General features: G+C 59.3%; 15 protein-coding genes. 7 read left to right on the top strand and 8 right to left on the bottom strand.

Annotated elements, in window-relative coordinates:
- Positions 1–205 precede the first annotated feature (205 nt).
- From D3878_RS15215 to D3878_RS15185, 7 genes are all read left to right on the top strand, one after another.
- Positions 206–433 carry a hypothetical protein gene (locus D3878_RS15215; RefSeq protein WP_119786261.1) on the top strand — a complete coding sequence of 76 codons (228 nt, stop codon included), beginning with the start codon at positions 206–208 and terminating at the stop codon, positions 431–433.
- A gap of 347 nt (positions 434–780) precedes the next feature.
- Positions 781–2028, top strand: a complete 1248-nt coding sequence (locus tag D3878_RS15210) for an RNA-guided endonuclease InsQ/TnpB family protein (RefSeq protein ID WP_119786260.1) — start codon at positions 781–783, stop codon at positions 2026–2028.
- Positions 2029–2372: 344 nt separating this feature from the next.
- Entirely contained in the window at positions 2373–4307 is a 1935-nt protein-coding gene (mnmG, locus tag D3878_RS15205) for a tRNA uridine-5-carboxymethylaminomethyl(34) synthesis enzyme MnmG (RefSeq protein ID WP_119786259.1), read from the top strand.
- A gap of 15 nt (positions 4308–4322) precedes the next feature.
- Entirely contained in the window at positions 4323–4997 is a 675-nt protein-coding gene (gene rsmG / locus D3878_RS15200) for a 16S rRNA (guanine(527)-N(7))-methyltransferase RsmG (RefSeq protein WP_119786258.1), read from the top strand.
- Positions 4998–5060: 63 nt separating this feature from the next.
- Complete coding sequence (locus D3878_RS15195; protein ID WP_119786257.1) at positions 5061–5831, top strand: ParA family protein; 771 nt, start codon at positions 5061–5063, stop codon at positions 5829–5831.
- A gap of 12 nt (positions 5832–5843) precedes the next feature.
- A complete protein-coding gene (locus tag D3878_RS15190) occupies positions 5844–6746 on the top strand; it encodes a ParB/RepB/Spo0J family partition protein (RefSeq protein WP_119786256.1) in 903 nt (300 codons plus the stop codon).
- Positions 6747–6858: 112 nt separating this feature from the next.
- Positions 6859–7596 (top strand): class I SAM-dependent methyltransferase, encoded by a 738-nt coding sequence (locus D3878_RS15185; protein ID WP_119786255.1) that lies wholly within the window; start codon positions 6859–6861, stop codon positions 7594–7596.
- 4 nt (positions 7597–7600) lie between these two features.
- On the opposite strand, the gene D3878_RS15180 is transcribed toward D3878_RS15185, so the two are convergent.
- From D3878_RS15180 to D3878_RS15145, 8 genes are all read right to left on the bottom strand, one after another.
- Positions 7601–8209, bottom strand: a complete 609-nt coding sequence (locus D3878_RS15180; RefSeq protein WP_158592283.1) for a 4'-phosphopantetheinyl transferase family protein — start codon at positions 8207–8209, stop codon at positions 7601–7603.
- 73 nt (positions 8210–8282) lie between these two features.
- A complete protein-coding gene (locus D3878_RS23850; protein WP_158592282.1) occupies positions 8283–8735 on the bottom strand; it encodes a hypothetical protein in 453 nt (150 codons plus the stop codon).
- Between the two features lie 29 nt (positions 8736–8764).
- Positions 8765–9346, bottom strand: coding sequence for a hypothetical protein (locus D3878_RS15170; RefSeq protein WP_233556347.1), 582 nt, complete (start codon positions 9344–9346; stop codon positions 8765–8767).
- Between the two features lie 21 nt (positions 9347–9367).
- Positions 9368–9817, bottom strand: coding sequence for an excinuclease ATPase subunit (locus D3878_RS15165; RefSeq protein ID WP_199688173.1), 450 nt, complete (start codon positions 9815–9817; stop codon positions 9368–9370).
- Positions 9818–9955: 138 nt separating this feature from the next.
- Positions 9956–11185 (bottom strand): beta-ketoacyl-ACP synthase, encoded by a 1230-nt coding sequence (locus D3878_RS15160; protein ID WP_119786252.1) that lies wholly within the window; start codon positions 11183–11185, stop codon positions 9956–9958.
- Positions 11182–11907, bottom strand: a complete 726-nt coding sequence (fabG, locus tag D3878_RS15155) for a 3-oxoacyl-ACP reductase FabG (protein ID WP_119786251.1) — start codon at positions 11905–11907, stop codon at positions 11182–11184. Before fabG ends, D3878_RS15160 begins: the two co-directional genes overlap by 4 nt.
- A complete protein-coding gene (locus tag D3878_RS15150; protein WP_119786250.1) occupies positions 11904–12356 on the bottom strand; it encodes a hotdog family protein in 453 nt (150 codons plus the stop codon). Before D3878_RS15150 ends, fabG begins: the two co-directional genes overlap by 4 nt.
- A gap of 1 nt (position 12357) precedes the next feature.
- Positions 12358–13536, bottom strand: a complete 1179-nt coding sequence (locus D3878_RS15145) for a beta-ketoacyl-ACP synthase (protein WP_119786249.1) — start codon at positions 13534–13536, stop codon at positions 12358–12360.

The raw sequence follows: 13536 nt of genomic DNA, 5'->3' as shown, positions 1-13536 counted from the left end.
CGGCGACCTTTGTCTCCGCCTCTACCAGGTGGTATTCAATGAAGCCGCTTTCGCCTGGGCTGTCGTCACTTGCATTGCTGGCTGCCTGGCTGTCACTCCTATCAGGCCATTGACCGTGATTCGCGGATGGTTTCACGTGGCATTTCCGATAGTCGTCGATAACAAACTGTCTTATGATTGCTGCCCATATTAAGAAAGGGAATGTATGGCTTCAATGGATGACTTTGTTAAAAAGCAGAAGGCAGGTGCACAGTTTGTAATCACCGCCCAGATGCTCCGCCTGAAACCTGTGGAATTCGATGCCTTGGTGGCGCGCTGGATCGATGACGGCGGACCTGGTTTTAATGTTATTGGCGTTCCCCATAGAACCGTCGTCGATGGTGATTTCCTTATCAGTCGTGTGACGGTGATCAGGACGACTGCACAGTTGTAACGTGCGGCTGGTTTGAGTTGCTTCGTATCTTGCGGACAGGCATCCGGACTTCGCACGAGAGTTATTAAAAAAGCAATTGCGTGGTTGTGCTCAGCTGGAACACCTTGGACGCTGGGCATGGTTGCCGGATGTCGGCGACGATGCGGGCGCATCGTGCGTTGCCTCCCGACGCTGCGTAATTCTATCCAGCTTGCCGGCGTGTCGGTCGTGGACAGTTTATTTTGGGAAGTTGATCAGTTGCGCGGCAATCCTCGCCCGTCAGGGCGGGGTCAAGAGCGCGGGCGGCGAAGCCATCCTTGCCTCAAAGCTTGTTTGCCGACGCCAGACATGCTGCATATAATCACAGCATGCAGCGCCTGCAAGCCTACAAATACGAACTCATGCCAGACGGCGAGCAGAAGCGCGATATGCGCCGCTTCGCCGGGTCGTGCCGGTTCGTCTACAACAAGGCACTGGCGCAGCAAAAAGAAAATCACGAAGAGGGTAACAAGTTCATCGGCTATGTGGCGATGGCGAAGCACCTCACGGGATGGCGCAATAGCCTTGACACGCCTTGGCTCAAGGATGCTCCCTGTCACCCCTTGCAACATGCCTTGAAGGACTTGGAGACGGCATACAAGAACTTCTTCGCAAAACGCGCCGATTTCCCGCGCTTCAAGCGCAAGGGCAGCGGCGATGCTTTCCGCTACCCCGACCCGAAGCAGATCAAGCTAGACCAGGCCAACAACCGCCTCTTTCTTCCCAAGTTGGGCTGGCTGCGCTATCGCAACAGCCGGGACGTGCTGGGTGAGGTGCGCAACGTCACCGTGAGCCAGTCGGGCGGTAAGTGGTTTGTGTCGGTTCAAACGAAGCGCGAAGTTGAACAGCCGCTGCCGGTAGCGACAAGCGCCATCGGCATCGATGTCGGCATTGCCCGGTTCGCCACCATGAGCGACGAGACATATATCGCGCCGCTCAACAGCTTCAAGAAACATCAACAACGCCCGGCCCGTTACCAGCGCCGCATGAGCCGCAAGGTCAAGTTCAGCAACAACTGGAAGAAGGCGAAGGCCCGCGTCCAGAAGATTCACACCAGCATCGCCAACGCCCGCAAAGACTTCCTGCATAAGACCACAACGACGATCAGCCAAAACCACGCGCTCGTATGCATTGAGGATTTGCAGGTACGGAACATGTCCAGGTCATCGAAGGGCAATAGCGAGCAGCACGGCAAGATGGTAAAACAGAAATCCGGCCTGAACCGCGCCATTCTCGATCAGGGATGGGGTGAATTCAGGCGACAACTGGATTACAAGGTGTCGTGGAACGGCGGCATGCTGCTGGCCGTACCGCCACACAACACCAGCCGCACTTGCCCGTGCTGCGGTCACGTATCAAAAGACAATCGGCAAACACAAGCGAAATTTCTGTGCGTCGATTGCGGTTACGAAAATCACGCCGATGTGGTCGGCGCGATCAATGTTTTAGAGTGGGGATACCGCTTGTTAGCCTGTGGAGAGTCGGCGCAGTCAGGCCGCTCGATGAAGCAGGAACCCACCGAAGCGACTCGCAAATCATCGTGTGGCGCCGTAGGAATCCCCTTCCTTTCCGCGTAAGCGGCAGCCGCAAGGCTGAGGGCGGGGAGGATGTCAACGTCAAGACAGGGTACGATGCCTTTCTGCGATAGTGCAGCGCAATGCGCGGAGAAGATGGCTTGGCTGCTGCGTTGACATGTTTCACGTGAAACATATTTCTTCCCGGTGAGTCAGCATTGGGATGGAAATTGCGTGCATGTTTTCGTTTTGGCAACCGCTGGTCGAGCTATCGGGCGGGGAGGTGATGTCGCTCTTTGGAAAATGTTTCACGTGAAACCAAACAATTGTCGCCTTGGTCGAAACAAGTCCCTTGAAAAACTTTATAATCCCGCTTTAGCAGCTTTGTTGCGGTACTGGAATACACCATGCTCTATCCCACAGAATTCGATGTAATCGTTGTTGGCGGTGGTCATGCCGGCACAGAGGCGGCCCTGGCTGCGGCGCGCATGGGGCAAAAGACCTTGCTCCTGACCCATAATATCGAGACCTTGGGGCAAATGTCGTGCAATCCCTCGATTGGCGGTATCGGCAAGGGGCACCTGGTGCGCGAAGTCGATGCCATGGGTGGGGCGATGGCAATTGCCACGGACGAGGGTGGCATCCAGTTTCGTATCCTGAATTCTTCAAAAGGCCCGGCAGTGCGGGCTACGCGCGCACAAGCTGATCGCATTCTGTATAAGCAAGCGATCCGTCGCCGCCTCGAAAATCAGCCCAATCTTTGGTTATTCCAGCAAGCGGTGGATGATCTGATGGTGGAAGGAAATCGTGTCGTGGGTGCCGTTACCCAGGTCGGCATCCGCTTTCGTTCCCGTAGCGTGGTGCTGACTGCGGGGACTTTTCTTGATGGGAAAATCCACGTCGGCCTCAATAATTATGCTGCTGGCCGTGCCGGCGACCCCCCAGCCATTTCCCTGTCGGCGCGTCTGAAAGAGCTGAAGCTGCCGCAAGGGCGCCTGAAAACCGGGACGCCGCCACGGATCGATGGTCGCAGCATCGATTTTTCAGTGATGCAGGAGCAGCCGGGCGATCTCGATCCGGTGCCGGTGTTTTCGGTGATGGGGACTGCCGCCATGCATCCGCAGCAGTTGCCGTGCTGGATTACGCATACCAACCAGCGTACCCATGACATCATTCGCGGCAGCCTCGATCGCAGCCCGATGTACACCGGCGTGATCGAAGGGGTCGGTCCGCGTTATTGCCCGTCGATCGAGGACAAGATCCATCGCTTCGCCGACAAGGACTCGCACCAGATCTTCCTCGAGCCGGAAGGCTTGACCACCAACGAGTTTTATCCCAACGGCATTTCCACCAGTCTGCCATTCGATGTGCAGCTGGAGTTGGTGCGTTCGATGCGTGGCCTGGAAAACGCCCATATCTTGCGCCCCGGCTATGCCATCGAATATGACTATTTCGATCCGCGCGGTTTGAAAGCCTCACTGGAAACCAGGGAGATCCAGGGTCTGTTCTTCGCCGGCCAGATCAATGGCACCACCGGCTATGAAGAAGCGGCGGCACAGGGCATGCTTGCCGGTATCAACGCTGCCCTGCAAACCCAGGGGCGGGAAGCCTGGACGCCGCGCCGCGACCAGGCTTATCTGGGCGTACTGGTGGATGACTTGATTACCAAGGGCGTGCAGGAGCCTTACCGGATGTTTACCAGCCGCGCCGAATATCGCTTGAGCTTGCGCGAAGATAATGCTGATATGCGCCTGACGGAAATCGGCCGCCAGTTGGGTTGCGTGAGCGATGCCCAGTGGAACGCATTTGAACTCAAGCGTGAAGCGGTCGCGCGCGAAGTCGAGCGCCTCAAGTCGACCTGGGTCAATCCCCGCATTCTTGCAGAGCAGGAAGCCGAGCGCGTGCTGGGCCAGTCGATTGAGCGCGAATACTCGCTGGCCGACTTGCTGCGCCGCCCGACGGTCACCTATGACCGCCTGATGGGCATGCAGGCCGGCGACGTGGCAGTGGCCAGCGGCATCGAGTTCGATGTCGCCGTCAAGGAGCAGGTGGAAATCCAGATCAAGTATGCCGGCTACATCGACCGCCAGGCGCGCGAAGTCGAGCGTCATGACCACTATGAGAATTTCAAATTGCCTGACAGCCTCGATTATCTGGAGGTCAAGGCCTTGTCGATCGAGGTGCGGCAAAAGCTCAACAAGCATCGCCCGGAAACACTGGGCCAGGCGTCGCGCATCTCGGGCATAACCCCGGCGGCGATTTCCTTGCTGCTGGTGCATCTGAAGCGGGGCGGCTTCAAGGGCTTTGCCGGCAGCGGCAGCGAGACATCGGCATCGGCTTGAAAACTATTATCAATTATGCAATTTAATCGGGAAGCCTTTGCGCAGCAGTTGCGCCAGGGGGCGCAGGAGCTGCGGCTGGACTTGAGCGATGGACAAATCGGCCAATTGCTCGACTACCTGGCCTTGCTGGCCAAGTGGAACGCCGTCTATAACCTGACTGCCGTACGCGATCCACAACAGATGCTGACCCAGCATGTGCTCGATTGCCTGGCGGCCTTGCCGGCGTTCGAGGGTGCGCGCAATGTTCTCGATGTCGGCGCTGGCGGCGGCCTGCCGGGCATGGTCCTGGCAATCTGGGGGGCGGCGCGCCAACCGGAGCTGCAAGTGTCGATGATCGATACCGTGCACAAGAAAACCGCCTTCCTGACCCAGGCCAAAAGCGAGCTGGGCCTGGCCAATGTGACGGTGCATACGGCGCGCGTCGAAGCGCTGCAAGTGTCGCAAAAGTTTGATGTGATCACGTCGCGGGCGTTTGCGGAACTGAATGATTTTGTTACCTGGTCGCAGCACTTGCTGGCCGACGGTGGCTGCTATATCGCCATGAAAGGTGTCGCGCCGAATGACGAGATCAGCCGCTTGCCGGCCGGCTGGCGCGTGCGCGAAGTGCGTGCGCTAGAAGTCCCCGGATTGCAGGCCCAGCGGCACCTGGTGTTCATCGAGCGTGCTGTGGAAACAGCATCGCAAGGGTAGGGATGGTGCTTTGACGGACTTCAGTTTTACATTGAAGACGAATTGACGACGAAATAAGGGCATATGGCAAAAATCTTTTGTGTGGCCAACCAAAAAGGCGGGGTCGGCAAGACCACGACTGCGGTCAACCTGGCTGCGGGCCTGGCGAAGCTGGAGCAGCGCGTGCTGTTGGTCGACCTCGACCCGCAAGGCAATGCCACCATGGGTGCCGGCATCAACAAGGCGACCCTGACGGCGTCGGTGTATGAAGTCTTGCTGGGTCTGGCCGATGTGAACGGTGCGCGCCAGAGGTCGGATGCCGGCGGTTTCGACGTGCTGCCTGCCAACCGCGAACTGGCCGGTGCCGAAGTCGAGATGGTCGAGCTGGACAACCGCGAAAAGCGCCTGAAGGATGCCCTGGCCGAAGTCGATGGCGAATACGATTTCATGCTGATCGATTGCCCGCCCGCGTTGTCGATGCTGACCCTGAACGGCTTGTGCGCAGCGCACGGCGTGGTGATCCCGATGCAGTGCGAATACTATGCGCTGGAAGGTTTGTCCGACCTGGTCAACACCATCAAGAAAGTGCACGCCAAGCTCAATCCGGAGCTGAAAATCATCGGCCTGTTGCGGGTCATGTTCGATCCGCGCATGACGCTGTCACAGCAAGTCTCGGCGCAGCTGGAGCAGCACTTCGGCGACAAGGTATTCAAGACCCTGATTCCACGCAATGTGCGGCTGGCCGAAGCGCCATCCTACGGCGTTCCCGGCGTTACCTTCGATCCCACGTCCAAGGGCGCGCAGGCTTACATCGCCTTCGGCGCGGAAATGGTTGAGCGCATCAAAACAATGTAATCAAAGAAAATCATGGCGACCAAAAAAACCAAAGGATTGGGCCGCGGCCTGGATGCATTGCTGGGCGGCTCCAGCGACTTGATGGAGGAAGTGCCGGTTGCCGCCGGCGCGCCGAACGTCATGCCCGTGGCGCAGCTCCAGGCCGGCAAGTACCAGCCGCGCACCAGGATGGACGAAGGCGCCCTCAATGAGCTGGCGGTGTCGATCAGGACGCAGGGCTTGATGCAGCCGATCCTGGTGCGTCCTGTGGCCGCTGCCGGCGGTGTTACGCATGAAATCATCGCCGGCGAGCGGCGCTTTCGCGCAGCGCAAATCGCCGGCCTGAATGAAGTGCCGGTGCTGGTGAAAGATGTCGACGACCAGACCGCCGCGGCCATGGCGCTGATCGAGAACATGCAGCGCGAGGATTTGAATCCGCTGGAAGAGGCGCAAGGTATCCATCGTCTCATCACCGACTTCAACTTCACCCACGAGCAGGCCGCCGGCGCGGTCGGCCGTTCGCGCAGCGCGGTCTCCAACCTGCTGCGTTTGCTGAACCTGGCCAGGCCGGTACAGACCATGCTGATGGCCGGCGACATCGACATGGGCCATGCGCGCGCCTTGCTGGCGGTCGATGGCGCCATCCAGATTACCCTCGCCAACCAGGTGATCGCCAAGCGCCTGTCGGTGCGCGAAGCGGAAAAACTGGTGGTGCGCGCCAACAGCGAGCAGGGCGCGTCGCGGCAAAAGGATGGCCGCACCAAGAGCCGCGACATCGAACGGCTGGAGGAAGAGCTGTCGGATGCGCTGGCAACGCAGGTGGCGATCAAGCTCGGCGCGAAAAATCGCGGCCAGCTGATCATCGACTTTGCCGACCTCGATGCGCTTGATGGCGTCATCGGCAGGCTGCGCGGTGAGGCACATACCGAACAATAACAACAACTATCCCGGCAATACCATTCCCTGCTCGCCAGGCCATTCCGGTCCTGGTGAAAACTTGAGCATATCCTTCGGGGAAACGGATAAGCCGCCGACGATACCGTACACAATGACGATCGATGCAAGAGGGGGGAATTTGAACGAACATGCATTTGTGCCGGAAACCCGTTTTGGTATCTGGTTTCTCGGCAGTGAGACATGGCTCAAGCATGTGCTTGAGGTAGCGATCGCAGACCTGGTCCGGTTGATCGGCAAGGAGCGTCGGGAGACTTATGGCACGGTAGTGGATGTCGGCTGTGGCCAGGGCAAATCGTTTACCCTGTTGAAGCAGCGCTTCAACCCGCAGAGATTGATCGGCATCGATGCCGACCCGGAAATCCTGGAAGTAGGACGCAAGCGGGCACAGCAGGATGGCGTGGCGGTCGAGTTGATGCTCGGCAGTGGCGCGGCGATCGCTCTGCCCGACAATAGCGTTGATATCCTGTTCTGCCATCAGACCTTTCATCACCTGGTGGAGCAGGAAAAGGCTATCGCGGAGTTTTACCGCGTCCTCAAACCGGGCGGCATGCTGCTGTTCGCGGAGTCGACCCGCGCCTACATTCATTCCTGGATCATTCGTCTGTTGTTCCGTCATCCGATGGAAGTGCAGAAAACTGCCGAGGAGTATCTGGCGCTGATTCGCTGGGCCGGCTTCGAGGCGCAGGCGGAGCGGATTTCCTACCCTTACCTGTGGTGGAGCCTCAGCGACCTTGGCTTGCTGAACCGGCTGGGAATCAAGAAGACGCCACCGTTTGGCCAGCGGGAAGAAACCTTGCTGAACCTGGTCGCGATCAAGTCGCAACCCTAGATGCTTAAAAGGAGAACGCTAGCAGTTCGCTCCGCGTGATTTCCACCAGCGGCAACGCGCTGCAGACGGCGATGGCCAGGTGCGGATGTTCAAGGAAGGCGCATGTCCAGCCATCGCCTTGCAGCTGCAGTTCGCCTTCGGCGTTGATCACTGCCGGTGGCTTGTCTTGGCGCCCTGCGCTCGACCATAGCTTGAACAGCGCTTCTTTCATCGTCCAGATGCGATAGAAGGCAAGCACGCGTTCGGACTCGCCGTGTTTGCGGATGAAGTCATGCTCGCTCGTATCAAAGGCGGCTTCTGACAGGGCAAGCACATTGCGTCGTGCATCGATTACTTCGATATCGACACCAAGCGAGGGACTACTGCCGACCACACATGCAATCCAGTGACGGCTATGCGACAAGCTGAAGGCAGGGTGGGGCTCATTTTCTGGAAGCACAAGCAAAGGCGCTGAGTCAGGCTGTTCGATCGTGCCAATGTCCTGCGGCGCTACGGCGGTAGCACAGGCAACGGCATGCCGCAGCAGCATGCGTCCAAGCAGATACTGCTGCTGGCGTTGCGGTCGTTTGAACCTGGCGTAGCGGGCCGCTTCCGCCTTGCTCAATCGACGCACAAAATGTCCAAGGTCGCTAGCGGGCACATTGCGGCCGTCCACCAGCCATAAGGCGGCGGAAGGCGCACGGCTGTTACTTGCCGGAGAGTTTGACAAGCTCCCCCTTGAGCATGACATGGGAAAAATTACTGCCGGCACGGCACTCGAATTCGGTGGCGCTCGACATGACCGGGCCATTTTTAAAATAGCTGACAATATTTACCACCGCATCGGCGCCGGCAGCCTTGGCATTGTTTTGCAAGGTGCCCAGGGCATCCGCAAAAGACGCCTGGCAGGAAGCAATATCTGCCTTGAATTCAATCGACATCTTGCCGTGTGCGTTCATTGACGCGATCGTTCGGGAATCATTTGCATAGGCTTGCGGGCCGAAGAACAGCTTCACCGAGCCATCCAGTTTGGCCTTTACCTGTTCCGATTCCAGCGTGTTCGGAATTGACACCATGTATTTGACATTGCGCGCTTGCGCGGGCAGAAGCGTAGCTGTAATGGATACGCCGAGAATCGCCATTGCCATCTGTTTTTTCATTCTTGTTCTCCCTTTGATTTAACAATGCACTACAAGCCTGTCGGCCCGCCCACCGCGGCCTGGTAATTCGCCGAAGTATAGTCAGTGATCAAATCCACGATACGCGTAAGCATGTTGCGATCGGTGGCGCCAAAGCTCCACGCAGCGCCCATGGCATTTGCGCGCTGGTAAAACACAGGTTCGGCGATCGTCTTGTTGGTCGAGGCGTCGACATACCGCACCTTGATCACGACCGCGGAGCTGCCGGCCAGCGCGCCGCCCCAGATGCGCGCCTGGGTGCCGACCAGCTTGGCATCCGAACAGACGGGTTCGATGACCAGCTTGCGCGGCATCGCCGCCTTCGCATCGCTGCTGTTCCAGCCTCCGACCACTTTGCCAAGGCGGATATTCAATTGCTCCTGTATTGTCCGCAGCGCCACATCGGCGCCATGCTGCTTGTCACAGCTTTCGCCAGTGTTGATCGGCTTGAGTTCGAACGAGCTGAACTTTGAAAATGCTTCAGCCGGCGCGGGATTCTGCGCGGCTTCGGGCTTTTTCACATTGGTCGCGCAGCCCGCAAGCAAGACCGTGCCGATAGCCATAACGATGGAAAAACGCATATTGTTCATCATGATTTTTACCTTTGAAAGCGATTATTTGTCGGCGATTTTGACAAAGTCCCCTTTCAACGCCACGCCAGCCATCAAGGCGCCTGCGTGACATTCGAATTCGGTCTGGCTTGAGTGCGTGTTCTTTTTGTAATAGCTGGCGACATTCACAACAGCATTGGCGCCCAGTGAAATGGCGCGCTGTTCCAGCGCCATCAGCGCCGATAAAAACGCCCAGTTGCACGCCGTTTCATCCGACTTGCCGAAGGCGTTTGTTTTGCGATTGGAAAAGTCGCTGCCCAGCTTGCCCAGGACTTTGGGGGGCTTCTGGTCGCCGAAATAGAACTTTACCGATCCCACCAGCTTTTCTTGCGTATCCGGGGTTTCCATTGCCGCGGCAATCGGCAGCATGAGCTTGGTATCGCGTGCCTGGACATAACTTACCGCGGTAAGCGCAGCACCAAGAACCACAAACGAAGAAATCCATTTTTTCATCTTATTGCTCCTTTTCGAGTGATGTGAAGGGTGTTGCAGTTAAATCGTGCCAGCTATCGCAGCGTGATAATTCAATTCCTTGCAAAGTAACAGCGCCTATCAAAATTCAAAATGGCGGCTGGTATTTTTTCTTGACGCTTATGTCCACCTTTTGAAAATGATCGAGGTGTTGATGCCGCCAAAGGCAAAATTATTCGACATCACGTATTCGCATTCCAGGCTTCTGCCAGTTTCGGTGATGTAGTCGAGCTCGGCGCATGCCGGGTCAAGGCGCTTTAGGTTGATGGTGGGCGCAAACCAGCCTTCGCGCATCATTTCGACGCAGGCCCATGCTTCCAGCGCGCCGCAGGCACCCAGCGTATGGCCCATGTAGCTCTTGAGCGAGCTAATCGGAATCTTGTTGCCGAATACCTGCGCGGTCGCCTGAGATTCGGCCACATCGCCATGCTGGGTGCCGGTGCCGTGCGCATTGACATAGGCGATCGCGGAAGGCGGCAGGCCGGCGTCGGCCAGCGCCAGCTCCATCGCGACTTTCATTGTGTCCGGGTTCGGCTGGGTCACATGACAGCCGTCGCTGTTGGTGCCGAAGCCGACGATCTCGGCGTAGATCGTCGCGCCGCGCGCACGCGCATGCTCCAGGTCTTCCAGGATCAGCGTGCCGGCGCCTTCGCCGATGACCAGGCCGTCGCGCTCGGCGTCGAACGGGCTGGGGGTGGTATCGGGGGCGTCGTTGCGCACGCTGGTGGCAAACAGCGTGTCGAATACCGCGGCTTCGGTCGGACAGAGTTCTTCGGCGCCGCCGGCGATCATGGCGCGCTGGCGGCCGCTGCGGATTGCTTCGTACGCGTAGCCGATGCCCTGGCTGCCGGAAGTGCAGGCGCTCGATGTGGTGATTACCCGCCCGGTTACGCCGAAGAACACGCCCATGTTGACCGGCGCCGTGTGCGCCATCATCTTGATATAGGTTGTGGCGTTGATGCCGCGCGTGGTTTTCTCCTCCAGCATCTTGCCGAAGCCGCAGATGGCTTGCGTGGTGCCGACGGATGATCCGTAGGAAATACCCATCAATCCGCTTTTCACCAGCGGATCGTCGAGCAGGCCCGCATCCAGCAGCGCCAGTTCGCTGGCACGCGTGGCCATCAGCGCGACGGCGCCCATGCTGCGCGTGTTCTTGCGGTTGTAGCGCTCCGGCAGTTCATACGGCGCGGCAGGCGCCGCGATCTGCGTGTTCAGCCCGTCATATTCGGACCATTGCTCGATGCGCCTGACGGCATTGCGATAGCGGCCCAGCGCAGCGCGCATGCTCGGCCAATCATTGCCCAGGGGGCTGATGCCGGCCATGCCGGTGACTGCGACACGACGGTTCATGCCAATCCTCCGTTGACCGAAATAACCTGGCGAGTGATATAGGCGGCGTCCTCCGTCATCAGGAAGCCGACCGTGGCCGCGACTTCTTCCGGCTTGCCGATGCGCCGCGCCGGAATCAGTTTCAGTGCTTCCTCCACCGGCACCTCTTCGACCATGTCTGTTTCGATCAGGCCGGGGGCGACGCAGTTGACGGTGATACCGCGCGAGGCAAGTTCCAGCGCCAGCGCCTTGGTGGCGCCGATGATGCCAGCCTTGGCCGCGCTGTAATTGACCTGGCCGCGGTTGCCGATCAGCCCGGACACCGACGCCAGCGTGACGATTCGCCCGGGGCTGCGGCGCCGGACCATCGGCATGATCAGGGGATGCAGGACGTTATAGAAGCCGTCGAGATTGGTTTTCAATACGAGGTCCCAGTCCTCGCCGGGCATGGCGGGGAAGGCATTGTCGCGCACCACACCGGCGTTGCACACCACGCCGTAATAGCAGCCGTTCTCTTCTATGTCCGCGCTCAGCGCGGCTTCGGCCGCTTGGCGTTCGCCGATGTCGAATTGCAGCACGCGCGCATTGCGGCCGAGTGCCGCGATACTCTGCGCCACGTCATCAGCCTCCTTGCGCCGGTTCAGGCAATGCAGCACCACATCGAAACCATCGTGCGCCAGGCGCAACGCAATCGCCTTACCGATGCCACGGCTCGAACCCGTTACCAACACACTCTTGTTCACTCCATGCTCCCATTAAGGAATTCATCTACATTGGCAGGCAAAAATACCGATACTGTGGCCGTCGCCGCCACGCCGTCTTCATCTTCAATGCGGCAGTCGAAAGATCCGAGGCCATTTTCGGCAAGCAGCAATCTGGCAATGTGCACGCGCAACACGCTGCCGACGGCGAACAGGGGCCGCGTACATTCATAGCGCCGCGAACCAAGCAAAAAACCGATCTTGACTGGTTCGCCGCGCAAGCGAGCGGCATGACCCGCATGCGCTGCGATGGCCTGTGCCATGTATTCGATCCCGACCCAGGCGCCGACGCCATCAGGACTGCAGAACAGGCCGCCGTCGCGGATCGTGACTTCGGCGCACAGGCTGTCATGGTCCACCGAAATGACGCGGTCCAGCAGAACCATCGGCCCGGCATGCGGCACCAGCGAGCGGATATCCGGCATCTCCATGTCAGCTTCTCCCGAACACCAGCGCCGCGTTGGCGCCGCCGAATGCGAACGAATTACTCATGGCCCAGTCCAGCGGACGTCCGAGGCGTGCCCCGGGCGCTACCGTATTCAATTCGGGCAAAACCGGGTCGCGGGCGCCGTCCCATAGATGTGGTGGCAAGACACCTTCAGGATTGTCGTCCTGCATCGCAAGCCAGCATAGCGCCGCTTCAATTGCTCCGGCAGCACCCAGGGCGTGACCGGTAAACGGTTTGGTCGAACTGACCGCCACCGCGTCGCCGAACAAGGCATGCACCGCTCGCGATTCCATGGCATCGTTCTGCGGCGTTGCTGTGCCATGCAGATTAATGTAATCGATCTGCGCTGGCCCTATGCCGGCGCGCGCCAGCGCCTTCTCGATCGCGGTCGACGCACCCTTGCCCGATGGATCTGGCGCCGACATGTGATGGGCGTCGGACGATTCGCCCCAGCCGCATAGCGATACGGTGGCGGGCTCGCGCGTCATCAGGAACAGTGCCGCGCCTTCGCCGATGTTGATGCCGTTGCGGTTGGCGCTGAGTGGATTGCAGCGCGCTTCGCTGACCGATTCCAGCGCCGCGAACCCGGCGACGGTGAAGGCGCACAACGAGTCGACACCACCGGCGATCACCGCGTCGCATACCCCCATGTTGAGCAGGCGGGCGGCGCTGGCCAGCGCCTTGGCGCTGGACGCGCATGCGGTCGAATGCACATACGCGGGACCGCCCGTACCGAGCACTGCCGCCAGCATCGATGCCGACGAACCGAGTTCCTGCTGGCCGTAGTGATAATGTCCGGGCAATTTTCCGCTTGCGGCATGTTCGCGCAACGCCGCTTCGCTTTCCGCGATGCCCGAAGTGCTGGTGCCGAGCACGATGCCGATGCGGTCTGCGCCGAAGCGCGAAATCGCCGCATCCACTTCCTCGCGGATTTGCGCCAGCGCCGCCAGCGCGAGCCGATTGTTGCGGCTACGTTCGCGCGGCGGCAGGTGCTCGAACGCAGGCAGCGGCGCATCCACGCAGCCGAGCGGAAGCACGCGCCCGGGGGAGTGGCGCTCGGTCGGCATAATGCCGCTTTGCGCTGCCGCGAATACGCGCCGCCGGACTTCATGGCGTGAATCGCCGGCGGCGCAAATGATGCCGAGTTGGTTCAGATAAATCAT

Origin of the sequence: Noviherbaspirillum sedimenti (assembly GCF_003590835.1) — a bacterium.
Taxonomy (GTDB): Bacteria; Pseudomonadota; Gammaproteobacteria; order Burkholderiales; family Burkholderiaceae_D; genus Paucimonas; species Paucimonas sedimenti.
This window is presented reverse-complemented; position numbering and strand designations above follow the sequence as displayed.